Genomic DNA, 21125 nt, shown 5'->3' on the forward strand with positions numbered 1-21125 from the left:
CAGCCGGTGACGTCACACGTCAACAGCGCCCGTATCCGTTCCCTCGCCCGTGCCCGCAGGTCCGAGCCAGCCTCGGCCCATCGCGAGAGCACCGGCCTGGAAGCGGCTGCGGGCGCCCAGGCGTGCCATCAGCTCCGCCGTGACGCGCCGGCCCGTCCGCACCGAAACACCCAGTTTGCGGGCGATGACCTCGTCGGTGTGGCCCTCCATCAGCAGGTCGAGGACGGCCTGTTCCTGCGCGCTCACGCCCTCCGTCTCCTGCGGGCGGGTGCCGCCGATCGGTTGCGCCTGTTCCCAGGTCTGCTGGAACAGCGAGACCAGCGCGGTGATCACTCCCGTACCGTCGAGTACGAGGATTCCCTTGGCCGCGGCCTCGGGATCCGTCGGGACTATGGCTGTGCGACGGTCGTAGATGATCATGCGCAGCGGCAGTTGCGGGACGGTGCGCACCTCGCCGCCGCACTCCTGCAGCCAGCGCGCGTAGCAGAGCGTCGCGCGGTCGTTGCGTATGGAGTCGAGGTAGACGTAGCGCAGCCGGATGCCGCGGTCGAGGGCGTTCTGGTCGAGCGGCCGTGCCGCGTCCAGCGACGACTGGCTCTGTGCTCCGCGCGGCGCGAAGACCTGTATCTCGAACTCCGCGCTGTGCGAGAGGCGCTCGATCTGCGAGCCGATGGCGTCGAGTCCGGTGTACCGCCGCACCTCGGTGGTCGTGGCCGAGGGGCTGTCGTCGTACTCGGTGAGCATTCTGGTGATGGTCAGCCGGGTGGCCGCCATGGCTTGTTGGCGCTCGGCGAGCTCCTGCTCCTGGCGGTGCAGCAGACTCGCCAGCCCGAACTCCGGGTTGACGAGCCGCATTTTGTCCGGTTCCTCCGAGGACCGCCGTACCAGTGCGAGTGCTGCCAGCTCATTGAGCGTGTCCGTCACCCTCGAGGCGGGCCAGTCGAGCACCTGGGCGATTTCCGCCACGCCTGCTCTGGGTGTCTTGAGAAGAACTCGATAAACCGATTCTGCATCAGAATCCAGACCTAACTGGTCCAACGTTCGCCCCCCGGAGAACTCCATGCCAACCGCGCGATCACACGCAGCGACGTATGCCACTATCTCAGCCAAAGACGATCAACAGCAACGTTACTCAGCAGTCTGCGGTTCGATTCAGCTGTCGTTCATGGGGGCGCAATCATGTTCCTGGTAACGGCCAGGGTGCCTGCACGAGCGCTGACCGGCGGCGATGCGCTCGATGACCGGATCCGCCGGGTCGTCACCACCGAGGACCGCCTGGAGCATCTTCATCTCCGCCTGACGGCCGACGGCGAGGCACAACTGGTGCTCTTTCTCGGCCATGCGGATGCCGCGCGCACCGAGGAGGCCGCCGCCCTGCTGGTGGCCCGTGCGCTGCCGTCCTCCTTCGACGTCCCCGCGATCGACTGGGAACCGGCAGTTCCGCTGTCGCTCGCCATGGAGCAGCTCGGACTGGTGCCGAGTGACAGGGAGTTGCCATCACAGGACCCTGACAGTCAGTGATGCAGACGGGGCGGGGTGTGACAGGCAAGACTCATGGCTGTCGGGACGGAACGCCCGATCCGCACAGTTGAGACGTACCTGGGGGAGAAAGAGTCATGGGGAACACCGCTCACCGTCGAGCACGGACCATCGCCAAGCCGGCAACCGTCATGGGGATGACTGTTGCCGCGCTGATTGGCCTGGCGCCGGCGGCCACTGCCGTGGAGAGCACCACCGCACCGTCGACCGGGGCAACGGTTTCGGTACCCGGCATCGTTGCGGAGATCATCTTGAAGCCGTTCGATCTCAGCAGTCCGATCCAGTTCACCCTCGACAACACCTGGGGACCGTGATGCTCGCGCAGCAGGAAACGACCGCGCAGGCCACGCAGGCCGGGGAGAACGCACAGACCGTGGGTGAACTCCGCTCCGGCATCGACCAGGTCGACGCGGAGATCCGGGCCCTGTTCGAGCGCCGTCGTGAACTCTCGCACGCCGTGCAGCGCGCCCGGATGGCCGAGGGGGGATCGCGTACGGACACCGGCCGCGAGATGAAGGTCATCAAGGGGTATGCGGACGGCTTCGGCCGTCAGGGGACCACGATCTCGCTGGCGCTGCTCGAGATCTGCCGGGGCGTGTCCCCGTCGGCGACGAACTGATCCCGCACCTGTCACCGGAAGTCCCGGGCGCGGTCGGCGCTCTCACGCGCCCGGGACGTACGACCCCTCGGGCGACCCCTCGGGGCCGGGCCCGGTCAGGGCTCGTCGCACTCCTTCCACGCGAGCCGGTAGACGGTGTTGATCTCACCGTCGGTCGAGTCCATGGTCATGAAGCTGGTCGTCTTCTTCGGGTCCGAGGTCCCGGCGTTGACGCGTATCTCGGTGTTGATGTTGAAGTTCCGCTTGACCCCGCACGGGGCCCAGACCAGCTGGCCCCACTCGGTGGTGTCGGTCGCCTGCCAGTTGTCGTCGACCGGGCCTGTGAACGGATGGTTTCTGGACGCGGTGTCCGGAGAGCCCTGGAAGTAGTACGACGCCCTCTGCGACGCCGTGGCGCCGGACTGCAGGCTGGCATAGCCGCGGTAGTCGGCGCTGGCGACCGCGTAGGTGAAGCCCTGCGGGACATGCACGACGAGGTTGAGCTGACAGTTCTTCCGGAAGTCGGTCGCCCCGGCGCCCACGCCCACCTTGGCGAGGTAGTCGCTGTAGGTCACGGTGAAGGCCGTGTTGTCCTCGGACACGGCGATGGCGGCGGTCCCTTGGCGGCACCCCGACCCGTTGACCGTCGCGATGTCGATCGTGATTTTGTCCGGGGGCGCGATGCTGACCGCGGAAGCGTTCTGAGCGGCGAGCAGCGAAGCGATAATCGCCGCTGTCGCGCCGCCCGCGAGAAGTGCACGGGACATGATTCTCCCATCGGGGAAATCTGAGGGGTCATCCGGAACAGGTCATGAAAAAGCCATGACCATGTCAACCTTTCAAATATCTGAGCGGTTATTCGAAGGGCCGGATCGAGGGGAATCGTAGGCGGCGGGCGCGGAGGTTGGACAGTCCGTTATCGGCCGTGTGAAGGCGGCGTGAAGAAGGGGGCACGGTCTCCCCACAGCGGGACGTGCTCACAACGAGCTCACAACGACGGACGCCTGCGACGCCTTCAATGCCTGCTGATGCGGCTCCCGGCCCGAGCCGGCCGGCGCGCTCGGCGCCGCATCACGGCGGTCGCGGACAGCGGCATCGCCCGGACCGCGCCTCACCACTGCTTCGACGGGTGGAGCGGGCGGACCGCCGTCTCGATCACTTCACGCCCTCGACTCCTGCGCTGTGATCCCCGGCCGCGGAGCTCCCGCAAGCGCCGTTCGCCGTTCGTCGCCCTCCGTGAACCGCCGCTGTTCTGACGCCTCGATCCGGCGGTCAGGCCCGAGCCGGCCGCAGGAGACGAGCCGTAATGCCTGGTGGAGAGGCCGCCGTGACTGCCAACCGGTCGCGTGACCGTGGGCGCCGTGGAACTCGAATCCACCTGAATATCGAACCAGCCTATTAATCATCCACCGAGTCCCCAGAATTATGAATGAAGGCCGAATGGGTGAATATAGATGCTGGGGCTGCTCTCGATTCGCAATCACGGTTTGGGCTGGGATACAAAGGTGAACGTTGCAGCCGGGCAATCCGGCTGGAACGCGAACGAAAGGAATGCAGGATGTCTGCCGTTAACTTTGAGGAACTCAACAACCTCACGGGCGAGATGCTGCCCGAGCGTGCCGTGCTCTCCGCCTTCGGCCTGGGTGGCGACTACGGTTTCGAGGGTGGCAACGGTGGCCCCAACGGTGCCATCGTTTCGACCTGCACGGCGAGCTCCGGGTCGCCGCTGCTCATCGCTGGCCTGCCGGTCGGGTCGTACTACAGCTCCGTGACCTGCACCCCTTCCACGGTGGCCTTCTGAGGTAACACTTGGTGGCAGTTGACCACCATGAGTCGGGGAAGTGCTGACAATCGTGTCGGTGCTTCCCCGACTTTCATATGGGCGCCATGCGCGTAACGCTTCCCTGGGCAGGTCATAGCCGCCCTGAAGGGCCGGCACCTACTTGATGCTCTGGTGGAAAAGGCTCACTGGCACTCGAATCCACCTGAAGATCGAACCGGCTCATTAATCGCTCGCCGGCCCCGACGCCATGGGGGGGAGGCTGAATGGGTGAACATTGATGCTGTGACTGCTCTGGATTCGCCATCACGGTTTGGCTGCGATACAAAGGCTTACGTTCCAGCCGGGCCATCCGTCTGGGGCATGGAACGAAAGGAAACAGGATGTCTGCGGTTAACTTTGAGGAACTCAACAACCTCACGGGCGAGCTGCTGCCCGAGCGTGCCGTGCTCTCCGCCTTCGGTCTGGGCGGCGGCTTCGGTGGCGACGGTGGCCACGGCGGCGGCGCCATCGTGTCGGCCTGCGCGGTGCAGTCCGGGTCGCCGGAGATCATCGCTGGCCTGCCGATCGGGTCGTACTACAGCTCCGTGACCTGCACCCCCGCCGCGGTGATCTTCTAGGAACCACCTGGTGGCAGCAGACCATCATGAGTCGGGGAAGGGCTGGCAAATTCTGTCGGCGCTTCCCCGACTTTCATATGGGCGCCCAGTGAGGTGCGTTTCCGATGCGCTGTGATCGGTCTTTCCGGGCCGGACTTCTCAGGAATTGCCGCTCTTGCTGGTTCTGCCGGGCTTCTTGTGTAACCAGGAGAACCCCACACTCGTTCATCTGATGAAGGCTTCGGCGCCCTGCACCTGCCGCATCACCCGCATCCCTCTGGAGAGCACCATCAGCCCGCGAGTGTCGTCACCTGTGACAGTAAAATCCCGTCCATCCACCTTTTCGGTGCCCAGACTGACCGAAGGGACGGAGCTGGTCGGCGAGTTCGAAGGCTCCGGATACCGGGAGCCTCCCCAACTGGTCCGCCGCTTCGACGGACAGGTGGTCCGTCTACCGGAATTGTTGTACCTGCTTGCCAGGCTTACCCAAATCCAGCAGCAGTCGAACGCGATTCCGCAGAGCGCCCAGCAATACTTGTCCTGGCTGTCGGACGCCTTGAGCCGGGAAACCGGCCGTGAATTCGAGCCGAGCCACATTGTCTTCCTCATTGACAAGAAGCTGGCGCCCCTGGGCGTCACCACCTACAGTGACGGCTCGCCTCCAGAAATCACCAAGGCCAACCCATTTCTTGCGCTGCGATTCCGGAAAGCCGTTTTCTCCGAGTCCGCATCCTGGAGCATCAGCGGCCTCTTCACCTGGCTGTTCCGTCCCGTCGTGATGCTATTGGCCGTCGGCGCTTTCGTATTCTGCGAGTCCTTGCTGTTCAGCAGCAGGAGCATGGCATCCGCACTGCAACAGGCTCTCGTGACGCCCGCCAGCATCCTGCTGGTCGTCCTTCTGACCCTGGTCTCCTCCGCCTTCCACGAGATCGGTCACGCCGCCGCGTGCCGTTCCAGCGGGGCGCGTCCGGGAGCCATGGGGTGCGGCATCTATTTGGTGTGGCCCGCTTTCTACACCGACGTCACGGACTCGTACCGGTTGGGGCGCGCAGGTCGTCTGCGGGTCGATCTCGGAGGCGTCTACTTCAACGCATTGTTCATCGTCGGCCTCAGCTTCGCGTACCTCGCGACCGGCTGGTACGTGCTGTTGGTGGCGATTTTGGCCATCAACCTCGAAATCGTTCAGCAGCTCATTCCGTCGCTCCGGTTCGACGGGTACTACATCATCTCCGACCTGGTCGGCATCCCCGATCTGTTCAAGTACATCGGGCCGATCCTGAAACGTGCCCTGCTCCGCCGGCCGGCCGACGAGAGTCTTCTGGCCCTCAAGCGCTGGCCCCAGGTCGTCGTCACCGTCTGGGTGCTGTGCGTCGTCCCTGCCCTGGCGATCCAGCTGGGCATCCTGATCGTCCGGGTCCCGGATCTCGTCAGGACCGGCTGGCACACCGTCGGAGCGCTCGCCGGGAGTGCCACCACATCGGGCAATCCAGTGCTGGGAGTCCTCTCCGCCGGCGTCCAGATCCTGTTGCTGCTTCTCCCCGTGGCCGGCGCCGTGATCATCGTGCTGCAACTGGTGCGGGGAGCCGTCCGCTTCGTTCGCAAGCGCCTGGGCGTCACCAGCGGCAAGCACGGACGCCGCCCGCCGTACTTGTTGTGGGGCGTTGTCATCATTCTGGCTCTCGCGCTCGCCGGGCTGACCTGGGGAATCACTCGGTCGGCGCACCAGCCGGCGTACCCCGTCGGCGGGCCGCCGATGCCCAGTACGGCCGAATCGAGTTCGCCGTCCGATACCTCTGCCCCGACCTCGGAGCCCGACCGACCCGCTGCCGTCGTACCTGTGCACCGGCCCACCCCCGCGCCCACTGTCGCTCAATCGCCCCCGCCCGCCACGGACGGCTCCCGGCCCGTCGCTCGACAGGGGACCGGGCATGACGCGCCGACGGGTGCCCCGGGCACCAGCCTGCCCCCCAGTCCCGCCACCTCCGCCCCCGAGGACAGCGGCACACCTCAACCCGAGCCGTCGAAGAGTCCGCCGTGCGCGCTACGTCTGAACAACCTCCCCGTGCTGGAAGTCATCAGCGTGTCGTGTGACTGAGACCGAGGGCCGGCCGGTCAGGGGCCGGCCGGCCCTCCGAACCGCTCTGCCCGCGCGGCCGTGGAGAACCAGGGCCGCACGGGCAGGAGTGCCGACCCGTTCGCATCAATCCGTCGCATGCGAAATCGGCGGAAGGCCTGGAGGAGGCCTTCCGCCGACGGGACGGACCGATGTCTCCGGGTGCGCCGTGCCAACAAGGAGGCGCGACTGCCCTACGACGCGATGCGTCGCCGGCTGGAGGCGTGCACCCGGAGCACATCTCGTGCACGGTCTGCTCGACTATTTCATCATCCCCGGGCGGCCGCCGAGCGCCATATTCATCCATTTGCCGAATCGACTCAGCGGAACCGGAGTAATTCCCCATTGGGGCACAATGAGGGCGTCCAGCACGCAACCGAAGGTGTGAGAACGATATGACAATTACGGCAGTCGGGCGTGTGTCCGTCGAGCGCGAGAGGGGGCGGCGGGCCGAAAGAAAGAATGTCGGTGGCAGTCGTGCCTTTGCCTGGTTGCTGGTGGTCACGGGCGCGGCGGGTCTGCTGGCCGCGTGGGTCATCACGATCGACAAGATCAAGCTGGCGGAGGACCCGACGTTCAAGCCGGGGTGCAGCCTGAACCCCATTGTGTCGTGCGGCAACATCATGACCAGCGATCAGGCGTCGGCGTTCGGGTTCCCGAACCCGATGCTGGGTCTGGTGACGTACGCGATGGTGATCGCCATCGGTGTCGGTGTTCTCGCGGGTGCCCGCTACCGCCGCTGGTTCTGGCTCGGTCTCAACGCCGGCACGTTCTTCGGTGTCGGCTTCTGCACCTGGCTCCAGTACCAGTCGCTCTACAACATCAACTCGCTGTGCCTGTGGTGCTGTCTGGCCTGGGTCGCCACGATCGTGATGTTCTGCTACGTCACCCTGCACAACATCGAGCACCGGATCATCAAGGTCCCCGAGGGCCTGCGCAACGGACTGCTGGAGTTCCACTGGATGCCGCCGGTGCTGTGGACCGGGACCATCGGGATGCTGATCCTGACCCGCTGGTGGGACTTCTGGACCAGCTGACCCGCACGTGACAGCGCAAGGACCCCGACGTCCTGCTCGATGTCGGGGCCCTTGCGCTGTCACGTGCGGGATTCAGTTGCTGCCCGAAAGGGGAGGGGCCGCGGCCGCCGAAGGCCTGCCCCTCCCCAATACGCTGCGACAGGCGGCCGATTCAGTCGCCCAGTTCGACGCCGCCCAGCCGGTGGGTGACCTCGCCGACCGAATCGAGGACCTCCTGCGGCTCATCGTGCTTGGAGTCGTTCCTCTCCACCACGCTTTTCGCGGCCTTGTGCACGTCCTCGGCCATGCGATCCGGAGCCGGTGCCGAATCGAAGGGCTGTGCAAGGTCGCTGTCGAGGCTCATGACAGGCATGGCAGGCACGAGTGTCGTGCTTGCGGCGTATGCGGAGGAACTCCCGGCCATCGCAACAACGGAGCCGGCAACGATCGTGGCAACCCTCAAGTACTTCATCTTTTCGATTCCCTTTCCCCGGTGGCGTTCGTCGCCGCCGTCGACTTGATAACGAGCCCTGGCCGTAGGGGAAACCCCTGCTCCCAAGGGCTGTGCCGACGCCACACCAACGTAGGGATGCGGAGATTCTCGTATCATCTGCTTTGTGGCCGAACGCCTTTGCATACTTCGGGTGTTCACATGCCGTGGCGGTCATCCTGACACCTCCCGCGCGCGGTCGGCGGTGAGCTGTGTGAGATCACCGGATGGGCTATTCCAGAAATGCACCGGTCCGATGTCCAGCAGGCAGTAGCGGGATGGGGAGACCGGTGTATTCGGGTGACCTCCAGATGGCGGTACGAGCGAGTCTGACGTGATTTCCAACTATCTTTCTGACACGGTGCACTCCTGTTGTGTCACGTTGATCGACCATGGAGAGCAACTCATGTCGAAGTCGGTGGGATTCACCACGCGCGGGGTCCTGGGCGCAATGGTCTGCCTGGCGCTCACGGTCGCTCCAATTCCGGCCACGGCTGCCCCGGCCGCACCGGAATCATCCAGAATTCCATTCAAGCAGCGCTACCGGGCCACGTACCACGGGGGCATCGTCCGGGCCGCCAACTCCGCGATCACCTGCCGGTCGCCGAAATCCTCCGCGGCCGCTTCGTGTTCCGCCGTCAAGAAGGGCGCCGCAGGTGCCAACAGTGACTTCGACATGTTCTATGTCGACGTCGACGACGACCCGAACACCTACAACTCGAGCCGTGCCCAGCTGGCCGTCCCGAAGAATTCACGGGTGCGCTACGCGCGTCTGTACTGGGGCGGGAATCTGCGGGTCGGTGAGCAGAAGCCGCCCAAGGACAACGGCCGGATCCTGATCGCCGAACCGGGCGGTGAGTACAAGGAAGTCCTCGCGGACACCCGCGTCGCCCACCGTGACGCCGACGGCAGCGACGCGTTCCAGGCCTCGGCCGATGTCACCCCCCTGGTGCGCCGGAGTGGTTCGGGCCTGTACACCGTGGCCCAGATCAATGTGGCGATGGGGCATTCGAAGGTCGGCTCGTGGGGCGGCTGGACGCTTGTCGTCGCGTACGAGAACAGCCGGGAACCGAAGCGCCACCTAGCGATCTGGGACGGCTTCGAGACGCTGAATGCCGCCCGGAAGAACCATTCCCTGACCGTGAAGGGTCTACGTATTCCGGCGAGAGCGGGCGGACGTGCCGGTTTCGTTTCGTACGACGGCGACCGCGGTCTGCGTGACGGGGCAAGCGTCCGGGCCGGAAACCGCAAGCCCGTCGCCCTCACCAACAGTGCCAACCCGGCCAATGACGCGATGAATTCCACCATCACCGATGTAAAGCGCCCCGGCATCAAGCGACAGCCCTCGTATGTGAATACGCTCGGGTACGACTCCGACGTATTCGACATCAAGCGGGCCCTGACATCGGGCGGCGGTTCCTTGACCTTCCGGTTCAGCGCCGAAAGCCGCGGGTATTTTCTGGGCGCTCTCTTCCTGCAGGCAGACTCTCGCCGCTGATTCTCCGAGTCGGCGCTGCTCGCCCGAGCAAGGTCTACAGTCCACGTACGAAGAGAGCCGCACGTGCCGCAAAGAAGTTGGGCTGGGAAGAGTGAACTGACGGTATTTCATCTGGTGCAACCGGTGGAAGGGGGAGTCGCACGCGTCGTCACCGACCTGGTCCGGGCCCAGGTTGCCGAGGGCTTCCGCACGGTCGTGGCCTGTCCGCCGGGCGGGGTGCTGGCGGCGGACGCCGCCGAGGCCGGCGCACGCGTGCACCCCTGGCCCGCCGTTCGCGCACCCGGCCCCCGGCTGGCCGGGGAGGTCCTGACCGCGGCCAGGCTGATCCGCCGTACCGAGCCGCACGTGGTGCACGCGCACAGCGCCAAGGCCGGATTGGCCGCACGCCTCGCCGTACGGGGACGGGTCCCCACCGTCTTTCAGCCGCACGCCTGGTCCTTCGAGGCGGTGGAGGGGCGTGCGGCCGCGCTGGCTCTGAAGTGGGAGCGGTACGGGACCCGTTGGAGCACCCGGACCCTCTGTGTCAGTGAGACAGAGCGCCGGGTGGGGGAGCAGGCCGGCATCGCCGCCCGCTGGTCGGTGATCCGTAACGGAGTCGATCTCCAGCACTTCGCAGGCGACGACGGAACGGCCCGCCCTGCCGCCGCCCGTGCCGTCCTGCCGATGCTGAAGCGGATCCCGCCCGAGGTACCCCTCGTGGTCTGTGTGGGCCGTCTGTGCCGGCAGAAAGGGCAGGACATTCTGCTGACGGCTTGGCCGCAGGTGACCGCGGCCGTCCCCGATGCCCGGCTGGTGCTCGTCGGGGACGGGCCCGACAGGGAGGAGCTGATACGGCTCACCCCACCGGGCGTGCTGTTCGCGGGGGCGAGCAGGGACCCGCGGCAGTGGTACCGCGCGGCGGACGTCGTCGTACTCCCGTCGCGCTGGGAGGGCATGGCCCTGGCCCCCCTTGAGGCGATGGCCTGCGGGCGGCCGGTCGTGCTGAGCGATGTCAGCGGAGCCGGGGAGAGCCTGCCCCCCGGCCACGAGGCCTTCGGACTCGTACCGGCCGACGACCCGCCGGCCCTCGCCGCGGCACTGACCGTGCTGCTGACCAACCGCGCACTACGCGACCGTCTGGGCCGCACGGCGCGGGATCACACCAGGGCGACCTGCGACGTACGGCAGACCACCGCAGCCGTCTCCGGCCTCTACCAGGAACTTCTGAACTCGCCCCAACCCATGACGAGGAAGCGCACCGAGCGATGACGACGGAGAGTGCACCAGCGCCCCATACCTCCCAGGCAACAGCCGTGCATCGCTCGGCTTCCTCGATCCATCCGCCACGGAGCGTCGTCCGCCGCGGGACCGCTCCCCCCGGCCCGCACGGGATCAGCTGGCGCGGATCCGTCATGGGCCTGCCAGCCGCCGGCCTCTTCGCCGCCGACCTGCTCGCCGTGGCACTCGCCCTCTCCCTGGTGCCCGGAGTGCACTGGCCACAGCTTGCCTTCGCCCTGCTCGCCGCGGTCCTGTCGGTGCTGCACACCTACCGCGGGCTCTACCGGCCGGGCCTGTCCCCTTCCGCGCTCGGCGAACTTCCCGCGCTGCTTGGCCTGGGGTTGTTGCAGTGGTACGGCACCGCGGAAGTCCTCACCGCATACGACTCCCGCTACGCCGTCGACGGGACGGCCCTGGCCTGCGCGATCGTCGTCCAGTCGCTGCTCGCCTGCACGGGACGGGCCGTAGTACACCTGACGCGCCGCGCCTGCGCCGCCCGCCGGCCGCAGCCGGCTCTCGTCGTGGGCCGGGGACCGGTCGCCCAGCAGGTCACCGCCGCCCTGTACGACCACGCCGGGTACGGACTGCGGCCGGTGGGCCAGGTCGACCCCGGCCACGTAGACCCCGGCCACGTCGTACCGCAGCCGGACACCGCACAACTGCCCGTCCTCGCCACCCCGGAGGACGTCAGCCGCGCGGTCATCCAGAACGACGTCCGGCATGCCGTCTTCACCCGGCCGCCCGAATCGGCCCCCGAAGCCGCCGCGCTCGTCGGACTGTTCGCCGAGCACGGCTGCCGGCTGTGGCTGGTCGACGGCGGCGCGGCGGAGGGGATCACCCACCGGCGGGTGCAGGGAACCGACCACCTGTGGGGATTCGCCGTACAGCCCCTGCACAGCGGACCCCACCAGCCGTTCGCCCGGACCGGCAAGCGGGCCATGGACGCCGTGCTCGCCGCCGCCGCCCTGCTGGTGGCCGCGCCCGTGATGGCCGTCTGCGCACTCGCCGTACGGCTCTTCGACGGGCCCGGCGTCATCTTCCGGCAGGAGCGCATCGGCCTGGACGGACGGCCCTTCGTCCTCCTGAAGTTCCGTACGCTCTGCCCCGTCGACGAGCACGAGTCCGCCACGCGCTGGAGCGTCGCCCTCGACCGGCGGATGAGCTTCACCGGCAATCTGCTGCGCCGGACCTCGCTGGACGAGCTGCCGCAGCTGTGGAACGTGCTGCGCGGCGACATGAGCCTGGTCGGACCGCGGCCCGAACGCCCCTACTTCGTCGCCAAGTTCAGCCACGCCCACCCCGGCTACCAGGCCCGTCACCGGATGCCCGTCGGCATCACGGGACTCGCCCAGGTGAACGGGTTGCGCGGTGACACCTCGATCGAGGACCGCGCCCGCTTCGACAACCACTACATCGAGACCTGGTCGCTCTGGCAGGACGTGTGCATCCTCGCGCGCACCGCCGGTTCCCTGTTCCGGTTCGGAGGCAGCTGAGCATGACCGTCACCTGGGGCGCCGCATCCGCCGCGCCCGCAGTGCCGCGCACCCGCCCGGGACAGTGGGGGGCCGGCCGGTGGCCGCTGCTGCCACTGATGGCGACCGTGCTGCTGCTCGCGGCTCCGCTCCCGGCGATGAGCGGGGCCGGCTGGGGCGGCGTGGTGCCGGCCGATGTGGCGTCGGGCGTGCTGGTGGCCTGCTGTCTGGCGCTCGTACTGCACCGCAGGGCGCGGCCGCTGACCCCGGCGGCCGCCCTCGTTTTCGGCATCCCCGCGGTCGGTTTCGCCGTGGCCACGATCACCGCGGCCGATCCGGCGGCGGGAGTGCCGGGGTTCGTGCGCTATCTGCAGGTGTTCGTCCTGGTGCCGGTCGCGGTCGTCCTCGTGATCCGTGACGCCCAGGGCTTCCGTATCGTTACCGGGTGCCTCGTCGCACTCGCGCTGGTGCAGGGCGGGCTGGGTGTCCACCAGTACGCGACAGGCACGGGCGCCTCCTACATGGGCGCGGACATCCGGGCCGTCGGCACCTTCGGCCCCACCGACGTCATGGGTATGGCGACGGTCGTCGCATACGGACTGCTCGCGGCCACCGCCGTCGCGCTGCGTACACCCCATGGCGCGCCCCGCCGGCTGCGGCCCTGCGCGATCGCAGCCGCCGCGGCGCTGGTCGTGCCACTGGCGCTGTCCTTCAGCCGCGGCTCGTGGATCGCCACCGCGGTCGCCACCCTTGCCGTGATCCTGCTGGCCGGACTGCGCCAGGCCGTGCGCGCCCTGGTGGTCCTCGCCGCCGTGGCCGTCGTTCTCGTCGGAGGCCTCGGCATCGGTTCCCAGATGATCTCCGAGCGGCTCAGCAGCATCACCCAGGTCGCCGAGACGCCCGACCAGTCGGTCACCGACAGGTACACGATGTGGGCCGCGGCGGCGAGCATGTGGCGCGAGGAGCCCGTGACCGGAGTCGGCCTCAAGGGCTACCCCGCCCACCGCGACGGGCACGTGTCGATCGGGCTCTCGGCGGGCAGCAACACGGCGGGCGCGGGCCGCGCCTTCCAGAAGCAGCCGCTGCTCTCGCCGCACAACATGTATCTCCTCGTGCTCAGCGAGCAGGGGCTCATCGGGGTCACCGCGTTCGTCGGCAGCTGGGCGGCCGTGCTGACCGGCGGAGTGCGCCGGATGGTCCGCGCGAGGCGGCGGCGCGAGGCGGCGGCCGACTGCGGACTCGTGGCCGTCGGCCTGATGCTCTGGCAGACGATCGACTTCCTGTACGCGGACATCGGCGGTCCGTCGACGGTTCTGACCGGGGTCGTGCTGGGCCTCGGGGCGTGGTGGGCGCTGGCGGATCCGGACGGGGCGAGCGCTGCGTGAACGACACGACGCCTGCCGCAGGTCCTCTCCCCACCCCGCCCCCTCCCGAACCGGGGGCAAGCGCCCAGACCCCCGTACTCCCCCCACGCCCGCAAGGCGTAGGGGGAGTGTCCGCGATCGCCGGACGGGCCCAGAACGAGCCCGTCCGGCGATCGAGGAGCGGAGCCTGGGGCGGAGCCCCCGCTCGGATGGCGCCCCATGCAGCCTCGCCGACGATCGAGGCGCGCGGTCCGGGGCGGAGCCTCGGTACGGGAAGGGGCGGGGAGGGGCAGGGGCCCACCGGAGACGCGAGGCTCGGCACCGTCCTCGCCCGAGCCGCCGCCGTGACCGCCGCGCTCACTGCCGCCGGGGCGCTCCTCGGACTCGTACGCGACCAGGCGATCGCCCAGATCTTCGGTGCGAGCATCGACAGCGACGCCTTCCTGATCGCCTGGACCGTGCCGGAGATGGCGTCCACGCTGCTCATCGAGGACGCGATGGCGCTGCTGCTGGTCCCCGCCTTCAGTCATGCCCTCGTGCGGCGCACGGCCGACCGCCGGCGCGACCCCGTACGGGAGCTGGTCTCGGCCACCCTCCCGCGGCTGTTCGCCCTGCTGGCGTGCGCCGCCGGACTGCTCATCGTCGGCGCACCCGTGGTCGTACGGATTCTGGCCCCGGGCTTCGCCGACCCCCGACTGGCCGTCGACTGCACGCGCCTGACCGCGGTCACCGTCCTCACCTTCGGGATCGCCGGGTACTTCAGCGCCGCCCTGCGCGCACACGGCCACTTTCTGCCGCCGGCCTGCGTGTATGTCGCGTACAACGTCGGCATCATCGCCACGACGCTGGCTCTGCACTCCCTGTGGGGGGTGCGCGCCGCCGCGGCCGGAGTCGCCGTCGGCGGACTGCTGATGATCCTGGCCCAACTGCCCATGTTCGTACGTCGTGTGACCCGGGTGAGGCCGCGGCATACGAAACGGAGAGGCCGCGGCACCACGCCGTTCCTCGGAGCCGCAGTCCTCGCGCCCGTCATCCTCTTCACGATCAGCAGGCAGTCCCAGGTCCTGGTCGAGCGCTTCCTCGCGTCATCGCTGCCCGGCGGTGCGATCTCCCATCTGAACTACGCGCAGAAGGTCGCGCAGTTGCCGATGGTGCTCTCCCTGATGATCTGTACGGTGACCTTCCCCGTGGTCGCACGGGCGATGGCCGACGGCGACCGGGAACGGGCCCGCCGCCGGGTCGAGCAGGACCTGGCGCTCGCGGGGGTGGTCGTCCTCCTCGGCACCGCCCTCGTCCTCGGATACGCCCCGCAGATCATCGAAGTCCTCTTCGAGCGCGGCGCCTTCGACGCGCAGGACACCGAGACCACCGCCACCGTCATGCGTATCTACGCCACCGGGCTGCTCGGCCACTGCCTCGTCGGCGCGCTGGGCCGCCCGTTCTTCTCCACCGGGCAGCCCACCTGGTATCCGGCCGCCGCCATGGCCGCCGGGCTCGTCGTCACCATCGCGGCGGGCGCGGCCGCCGTCGGCCGGTGGGGCGTCTACGGGATCGCCGCGGGCAACGCCGCCGGTATCACCACGACAGCGCTGCTGCTCCTCACCGGCCTCGGCTCACGCGTGGTCGCCATCCGGGTGCGTTCCATCAGCGTCACGCTCGGGCGCCTCGCCGTCGCCGCCGCGGTGGCTGCCGTGGCCGGCCGGCTGGCGAGCCCGCTGGTGGCCGACCCGCTGCTGAGCACAGCCGTCGGCTGTCTGCTCGTACCCACCGTCTTCGTCCTCACCGCACTCGCGGTGAGAGCACCCGAAGTCGTTCATCTGCTGGCCCTCACCCGACAGAGGTGGCGTCATGACCGCTGACCCATGGATTCTGATGTACCACTCGATCGCCGACCCGACCGACGACCCGTACGGCATCACCGTGGCCCGCGACCGGCTCGACCTCCAACTGGGCTGGCTGCGCCGCCGCGGGCTCACCGGCGTCGACGTCGGCACGCTGCTGCGTGCGAAGCACCGAACCGGCCTCGTCGGGCTGACCTTCGACGACGGCTACACCGACTTCGTCCATGAGGCGCTGCCGGTGCTGCGCCGCCACGACTGCACGGCGACCGTGTTCGTCCTGCCGGGGCGACTCGGCGGCAGCAACGCATGGGACTCCGAAGGCCCGCGCAAACCGCTGCTGGCCGAGGACGACATCCGGGCCGTCTCCGCCGCCGGGATGGAGGTCGCCTCGCACGGCCTCTTCCACCAGGACCTCACCGGCGTCGACGAGGAGACCCTGCGGCGGGAGACCCGCGGCAGCCGGGAGCTCCTCGGCGAGATCACCGGGACGGTCCCGGGCGGCTTCTGCTACCCGTACGGCACAGTCGACCGGAGGGCGGTCGACGCCGTACGGAGCGCGGGGTACACATACGGCTGCGCCATCAGGCCGGGCGCGCTGGCAGGGGCGCACGCCCTGCCCCGTACACACATCAGCCATGCCGACCGGGGCCTGCGCCTGTGGGTGAAGCGGCTGCGCCACCGAGCGAACGTATGAGGGCGCTCCACATCATTACCGGCCTGGGCGTCGGCGGCGCCGAGCAGCAGCTGCGCCTGCTGCTGCGTCATCTGCCGGTCACCTGCGACGTGGTGACCCTGACCAATCCCGGCGCGGTCGCCGACGGGCTGGGCGAGGACGGGGTCGACGTCATGCATCTCGGGATGCGCGGCAACCGGGACCTGGCCGCGCTGCCGAAGCTGGCCCGGCTGATCCGGCGGGGGAAGTACGACCTCGTCCACACACATCTGTACCGCGCCTGCGTCTACGGGCGGATCGCGGCGCGGCTGGCGGGCGTCCGTGCCACCGTCGCCACCGAGCACTCGCTGGGGCAGGCGGAGATCGAGGGGCGGCCCCTCACCCGCGGGACCCGCGCGCTCTATCTGGCCACCGAACGGCTCGGCTCGGCCACCGTCGCCGTCTCCACCACGGTGGCCGCACGGCTGCGCGACTGGGGTGTTCCGGCCTCGCGCCTCCATGTCGTACCCAACGGCATCGACGCCCGGCGCTTCCGCTTCGACAACCGGGAGCGACTCGTCACGCGTGCGCAACTGGGGGTCCCCGCCGACGCCTTCGTGGTGGGCGGCGTGGGACGGCTGGTGCCCGGCAAGCGCTTCGACGTCCTGGTCCGGGCGGTCGCCGCGCTGCCCGGGGCCTGGCTGCTGCTCGCGGGCGACGGGCCCGAGCGGGACACGCTGCGCGCACTGGCCGTGCGGTGCGGGGCCGCGGACCGTATCCGTCTGCTGGGCGAGTGCGACGCGACACGCAGCGGTACGGACCGGCCGGGCATCCCCGCCCTGCTCTGGGCCATGGACTCCTTCGTCTCGACCTCCCGCGAAGAGGCCTTCGGCCTGGCCGTGGTCGAGGCGCTGGCCGCCGGGCTGCCCGTGCTGCACTGCACCTGCCCCGCCATCGACGATCTGCCGGCCGGCCAGTCGCCCCGCGCCCGGCGCATCGGCGACAGAGACGAGCCGGAGGAGCTGACGGCGACCCTGCGGCAGCAGATAGCGGCCGGAGCACAGCGGCACCCGCCGCCCCCGGCCGTCGGCCACTACGACATCGCGCGCAGCAGCGAACGCCTGATGGACGTCTACGCACGCGCCCTCGCCCCCACCCCACCGAGCAAGAGAGCACACTCATGACCGAGTCGCCCGAGCAGCAGCCGGCCCAGCCCGGACGGATCAGCGCACCTCTGGAGACGATCACCCCACGGTTCCGCTGGTGGACGCTGCCTGTATGTGTCCTTCTCGGCACGGCCTGCGGAGTCGCGTACGGCGTGCTCAAGACGCCTCAGTACGCGGCAACCAGCTATGTCGTCGCCGTACCCGCCAAGGACTCCGACCCGGGGGCGGCACTCGGCTTCGCCCAGGCGTACGGACGGATCGCCACCAGTGACTCGACGATCGCGTTCGCGCGCGTGGCGGCCGGAATGCCGGCGAAGACCCTGCGTACGCGGCTGCGGACCGAGACCTCGCCGGACTCGCCCATGATCGCGATCACCGGTACGTCGGCCCGGCCGAGTGAGGCCGCCACCATCGCCAACGCCGTCGCCGACGCCGTGTTCGTGAGCAGCAATCAGGTGGCCAAGAGCACCGGCGTCCAACTGGTCAGCTTCGCCCCGGCGATCCCGCCGGCCGAACCCGTCTCGCCGTCGCCGCCGATCAGCGCGGCGGTCGGCGGCAGCGCCGGCGGGCTGATCGGCGGGCTGATCCTGCTCGTACGTCCGCGGCACGCCCGACGGGCCGCGGGGGCTGCCGTGCCCGCGCCGTCGCAGTCCTCGGAACCCGCCGGTGAACGGGAGCTGGTCTGATGGCGGGAGAGCGGACGGCCATCTCCGTCAGGCTGTGCCGCGATCCCCACGCCTTCGCCGAACTCCGGCCGGAGTGGGACGAGCTGCAGCGCCGGTGCGCCACGGCCACTCCCTTCCAGAGCCACGCCTGGCTGCATTCCTGGTGGCTCTCGTACGGGGCACGCGGCCTGCTCCGCATCGTGCTCGTACGCCGCGACGGGCAGTTGATCGCGGCCGCGCCCCTGATGCTCGTGCACCGGCCGATGCCGCTGCTGGTGCAGATGGGCGGCGCCATCTCCGACTTCAGCGACATCCTCGTCGACGACGAGCACGCGCAGTGCGCGATCAAAGCACTGGAGCGGGGGCTGCACCGCGCCGCCCGCCTGGCTGTGATCGATCTGCGCGAGGTACGGCCGGGAGCGGCGGCCGAGCGGCTGTACGAGTCCTGGACCGGCGCGCGACGGCGGCTGGCGGACTCGGTGTGCCTGGAGCTGCCCGCAGCCCCGATCGACGAGCTCGTCAAGCGGCTGTCGACGAGCCGGGCCCAGCGCATACGGGCCAAGCTGCGCAAGATCGACGCGCTGAAGATCGAGGACTACACGGTCCCCGGGCACGAGGTGCCCGACGCCGTACGGCATCTGCTGCGGCTGCACGAACTCCAGTGGCGTGGCCGCGGGATCACCGCGGAGCACCTCAGGCCGCGCTTCTCGGAGCATCTGGTGCGGGCGACCCGGTGGATGGTGCGGGACGGGGACGCCGCGCTCACGGAGTTCCGGCTGGACGGCGAGGTGGTGGCGGCCAATGTGGCCCTGCAGTCCGGGCATCTGACGGGCGGCTATCTCTACGGCGCGCACCCGGAGCTGAGGGAGAGAAAGGTGGATGTCACGACGATGCTGCTGCGCCATGACGCGAACCTCGCCGCGAGCACGGGGCGGCGGGTGCTGAGCCTGCTGCGGGGCAACGAGCCGTACAAGAACCACTGGCGGCCCCAGTCGGTCGTCAACCAGCGGCTGCTGCTGGCCCCGGCCGCGCTCGAGCCCGCGCTGTGGCTGCGCGCGTCGCAGGCGGGCTGGCGCGGCCGCGCGGCGGGGGCCGTGAACACACGGTTCCCCGCCGCGCGGGAGTGGCGCGTCCGCCTGAACGACTGGCGGGCGGCCTTGCGCAACTAGATCGACCAGCTGACCGGCAAGGTGATCGTCACGTAGATCTTCCGGTCCGGCAACTGATTGATCAGGTCGCTCAGGTCCAGCGGGATGCACCAATGCTTGGAGTTCGTCTCCGTGGGAGGTGCGCTGGGGCTGGGCTTGGGCGTGGGCAGCTTGGCGGGTGTGGGTGTCGGCGTGGCCTGCGGAGTGGGCGGAGTGGGCGTTGGGGTCGGAGTTGGGGTCGGGGTCGAGGTCGGGGTCGGCTGGACCGGTGTGGGTGTCGGCACCGGCACCGGCACCGGCACCGGCGTCGGCGTCGGCGTCGGCTCGACAGGTGTGGGTGTCGGCACCGCCGGAGTGGGCGTCGCCGCCACGGGCATCGGCTGTGGCACCACAGGCGCCGGGCTCGGAGCCGGCACGGCCGGTGTAGGCGCCACCGGTGTAGGTACGGCCGGTGTTGATACGGCCGGTGTCGGCATCACCGGTGTAGGTACGGCTGGTGCAGGCGCCACTGGTGTCGGCACCGTCGGCGTGGCTGTGGGCGACACCGCCGGTGTGGGCATGGCTGGTGTCGGAACGGCCGGCGTGGGAACGGCCGGTGTGGGAACGGCCGGCGTGGGCGCCACTGGTGTCGGCACCGTCGGTGCGGGTGTCGGCGAGACGGTCGGTGCAGGCACCGCCGGCGTGGGCGACGGCTGCGGCACCGGCGTAGGTACGGCCGGTGTCGGCGGTGTCGGCACCAGCGGCGTGGGCGTCGGCGACACCGTCGGTGCAGGCGCCACCGGTGTAGGCGCCACCGGTGTAGGCACTACGGGTGTAGGCACCGCTGGTGTCGGCACCGCTGGTGTCGGCCCCGCCGGGGTGGGCGTCGGTGACACCGGCGTCGGATTTGCAAAGAGCTTCGCGCGAAAGACTTCCGACGACTTGGGGTTGTCATCACACTGCCAAACGCCATGCGGACAGTAGTCTGTGATGGTCTGATACAGCGGCTTGTGCCGTTCGATCCATTCGAGCATTCCGAGCACGTATTCGGGGTTGTCACCGTTCCGGAAGAGTCCCCACTCCGGATACGAGATCGCCTTGTTGTGAGCGGCCGCGAAGTCGACCTGTTGCTGCAGTCCGTACGGAGTGTTCACCTGCTCGTCGAACGTCCTGCCGGGAGGCTGGTCGTAGCTGTCCATCCCGATGATGTCCACGACCTGGTCGCCGGGATAGCACTCGGTCCAGGGAATCGCGTCCACTCCGCGGTTCGGGGCGAAGTCGAATCGGAATTTCTGGCCGGGGACGGAACGCATGGCCGTGACAATGCGATTCCAGTACGTCTTCCAGGATTCCGGGTCGGGGCCGCAGCGGTGCGAATATGTGCTGCCGTTCATCTCCCAGCCGAGGACGATCACCGTGTCCGGTACGCCCAGGTTGACCAGGCGCGTGGCCAGAGTCCGGAAGTGGTGGTCGAAGTAGCCCGCGGCTCCCGTCTGAAGCATCCGCCGGACCATCCGGTCCGACAGTCGGGCCTCGTTTCTTTCCAGCATCGGCACGTTGAGGACGAACATCCGGTCGTCCGCGCCGAGCCGCCACCGCGCCCAGTCGTCCAGGAAGTTGGACCCGCCCTCGATGTTGGACCAGAGATCGCCCGGCAGATACGTATGACCGACCCTCAATTTCGTACCGCCCAGCCAGCGGGACAGCTCCTCGATTCGCTGGACGCCGGCCGGACCGTAGCCGAGATACGCGCCCAAGGCGACGGACTCGGCACCCGGTGGACTCGGATTTCCGTGGCCGGGCTGTGTCGCGCCCGCAGCCTGTTCTCCGAATACTGCACCGGAGACGAGGAGTCCGGCGGTGACCGTCCCGATACAGGTGCCGGTGAGACGGCGCCGTTTGGGCATGGCTGCTCCTTTGAACTGTGGACAGGGCAGTCGACATTGCG

20 protein-coding genes are annotated in these 21125 nt (G+C 68.9%); 16 read left to right on the forward strand and 4 right to left on the reverse strand.

Translation table 11 applies throughout. The annotated features are described in order from the left end of the window. Positions 1 to 12: 12 nt before the first annotated feature. A complete protein-coding gene (locus OG883_RS03745) occupies positions 13 to 1062 on the reverse strand; it encodes a helix-turn-helix domain-containing protein (protein ID WP_266534904.1) in 1050 nt (349 codons plus the stop codon). A gap of 117 nt (positions 1063 to 1179) precedes the next feature. Here OG883_RS03745 and OG883_RS03750 point away from each other — a divergent pair, with 117 nt between their 5' ends. From OG883_RS03750 to OG883_RS03760, 3 genes are all read left to right on the forward strand, one after another. Further along, a complete protein-coding gene (locus tag OG883_RS03750) occupies positions 1180 to 1521 on the forward strand; it encodes a hypothetical protein (protein ID WP_266534909.1) in 342 nt (113 codons plus the stop codon). A gap of 95 nt (positions 1522 to 1616) precedes the next feature. Beyond that, positions 1617 to 1853: a hypothetical protein gene (locus OG883_RS03755; protein WP_266534912.1), complete on the forward strand. Its 237-nt coding sequence runs from the start codon at positions 1617 to 1619 to the stop codon at positions 1851 to 1853. Next, positions 1853 to 2158 (forward strand): chorismate mutase, encoded by a 306-nt coding sequence (locus OG883_RS03760; protein ID WP_266534915.1) that lies wholly within the window; start codon positions 1853 to 1855, stop codon positions 2156 to 2158. Before OG883_RS03755 ends, OG883_RS03760 begins: the two co-directional genes overlap by 1 nt. 95 nt (positions 2159 to 2253) lie before the next feature. Here the strand turns inward: OG883_RS03760 and OG883_RS03765 are convergent, their stop codons facing one another. Continuing rightward, positions 2254 to 2904: a DUF4360 domain-containing protein gene (locus tag OG883_RS03765; protein WP_266534917.1), complete on the reverse strand. Its 651-nt coding sequence runs from the start codon at positions 2902 to 2904 to the stop codon at positions 2254 to 2256. A gap of 791 nt (positions 2905 to 3695) precedes the next feature. Between OG883_RS03765 and OG883_RS03770 the strand changes: the two genes are divergently transcribed. The 4 genes from OG883_RS03770 (at position 3696) to OG883_RS03785 (ending at position 7666) form a co-directional block, all read left to right on the forward strand. Continuing rightward, the gene (locus OG883_RS03770; RefSeq protein WP_266534920.1) at positions 3696 to 3938 is read left to right on the forward strand and encodes a hypothetical protein; all 243 of its coding nucleotides are present in this window, start codon (positions 3696 to 3698) and stop codon (positions 3936 to 3938) included. A gap of 362 nt (positions 3939 to 4300) precedes the next feature. Further along, positions 4301 to 4537 carry a hypothetical protein gene (locus OG883_RS03775; RefSeq protein WP_266534922.1) on the forward strand — a complete coding sequence of 79 codons (237 nt, stop codon included), beginning with the start codon at positions 4301 to 4303 and terminating at the stop codon, positions 4535 to 4537. 154 nt (positions 4538 to 4691) lie between these two features. After that, complete coding sequence (locus OG883_RS03780) at positions 4692 to 6611, forward strand: hypothetical protein (protein ID WP_266534925.1); 1920 nt, start codon at positions 4692 to 4694, stop codon at positions 6609 to 6611. 413 nt (positions 6612 to 7024) lie between these two features. Beyond that, complete coding sequence (locus OG883_RS03785; RefSeq protein WP_266534928.1) at positions 7025 to 7666, forward strand: vitamin K epoxide reductase family protein; 642 nt, start codon at positions 7025 to 7027, stop codon at positions 7664 to 7666. A 151-nt stretch (positions 7667 to 7817) separates the two neighbouring features. Here OG883_RS03785 and OG883_RS03790 read toward each other — a convergent pair whose 3' ends face one another. Continuing rightward, positions 7818 to 8009, reverse strand: a complete 192-nt coding sequence (locus OG883_RS03790; RefSeq protein ID WP_266534931.1) for a hypothetical protein — start codon at positions 8007 to 8009, stop codon at positions 7818 to 7820. Positions 8010 to 8541: 532 nt separating this feature from the next. Here OG883_RS03790 and OG883_RS03795 point away from each other — a divergent pair. The 9 genes from OG883_RS03795 to OG883_RS03835 all read left to right on the forward strand — a co-directional run bounded on the left by OG883_RS03795 (position 8542) and on the right by OG883_RS03835 (position 19219). Beyond that, positions 8542 to 9633 carry a DUF3344 domain-containing protein gene (locus OG883_RS03795; protein WP_266534934.1) on the forward strand — a complete coding sequence of 364 codons (1092 nt, stop codon included), beginning with the start codon at positions 8542 to 8544 and terminating at the stop codon, positions 9631 to 9633. 123 nt (positions 9634 to 9756) lie between these two features. Beyond that, positions 9757 to 10881: a glycosyltransferase gene (locus OG883_RS03800; protein WP_266534936.1), complete on the forward strand. Its 1125-nt coding sequence runs from the start codon at positions 9757 to 9759 to the stop codon at positions 10879 to 10881. After that, a complete protein-coding gene (locus OG883_RS03805) occupies positions 10878 to 12383 on the forward strand; it encodes an exopolysaccharide biosynthesis polyprenyl glycosylphosphotransferase (RefSeq protein ID WP_266534938.1) in 1506 nt (501 codons plus the stop codon). The genes OG883_RS03800 and OG883_RS03805 overlap by 4 nt, the downstream gene beginning before the upstream one ends. A 2-nt stretch (positions 12384 to 12385) precedes the next feature. Continuing rightward, complete coding sequence (locus OG883_RS03810) at positions 12386 to 13747, forward strand: O-antigen ligase (RefSeq protein WP_266534941.1); 1362 nt, start codon at positions 12386 to 12388, stop codon at positions 13745 to 13747. 188 nt (positions 13748 to 13935) lie between these two features. Further along, positions 13936 to 15585: a murein biosynthesis integral membrane protein MurJ gene (gene murJ, locus OG883_RS03815; RefSeq protein ID WP_266534944.1), complete on the forward strand. Its 1650-nt coding sequence runs from the start codon at positions 13936 to 13938 to the stop codon at positions 15583 to 15585. Continuing rightward, positions 15575 to 16261 carry a polysaccharide deacetylase family protein gene (locus OG883_RS03820; RefSeq protein WP_266534947.1) on the forward strand — a complete coding sequence of 229 codons (687 nt, stop codon included), beginning with the start codon at positions 15575 to 15577 and terminating at the stop codon, positions 16259 to 16261. The genes murJ and OG883_RS03820 overlap by 11 nt, the downstream gene beginning before the upstream one ends. Next, positions 16258 to 17403 carry a glycosyltransferase gene (locus OG883_RS03825; protein WP_266534950.1) on the forward strand — a complete coding sequence of 382 codons (1146 nt, stop codon included), beginning with the start codon at positions 16258 to 16260 and terminating at the stop codon, positions 17401 to 17403. The genes OG883_RS03820 and OG883_RS03825 overlap by 4 nt, the downstream gene beginning before the upstream one ends. Further along, positions 17400 to 18071 (forward strand): YveK family protein, encoded by a 672-nt coding sequence (locus OG883_RS03830; RefSeq protein ID WP_266534952.1) that lies wholly within the window; start codon positions 17400 to 17402, stop codon positions 18069 to 18071. Before OG883_RS03825 ends, OG883_RS03830 begins: the two co-directional genes overlap by 4 nt. Continuing rightward, on the forward strand, positions 18071 to 19219 hold the full coding sequence (locus tag OG883_RS03835; protein WP_266534954.1) for a GNAT family N-acetyltransferase: 1149 nt from the start codon (positions 18071 to 18073) through the stop codon (positions 19217 to 19219). Before OG883_RS03830 ends, OG883_RS03835 begins: the two co-directional genes overlap by 1 nt. On the opposite strand, the gene OG883_RS46730 is transcribed toward OG883_RS03835, so the two are convergent. Next, the gene (locus OG883_RS46730; RefSeq protein ID WP_323180872.1) at positions 19216 to 21084 is read right to left on the reverse strand and encodes a glycosyl hydrolase; all 1869 of its coding nucleotides are present in this window, start codon (positions 21082 to 21084) and stop codon (positions 19216 to 19218) included. The two genes, OG883_RS03835 and OG883_RS46730, sit on opposite strands and share 4 nt — an antisense overlap. Positions 21085 to 21125 lie beyond the last annotated feature (41 nt).

Source organism: Streptomyces sp. NBC_01142 (assembly GCF_026341125.1).
Taxonomy (GTDB): Bacteria; Actinomycetota; Actinomycetes; order Streptomycetales; family Streptomycetaceae; genus Streptomyces.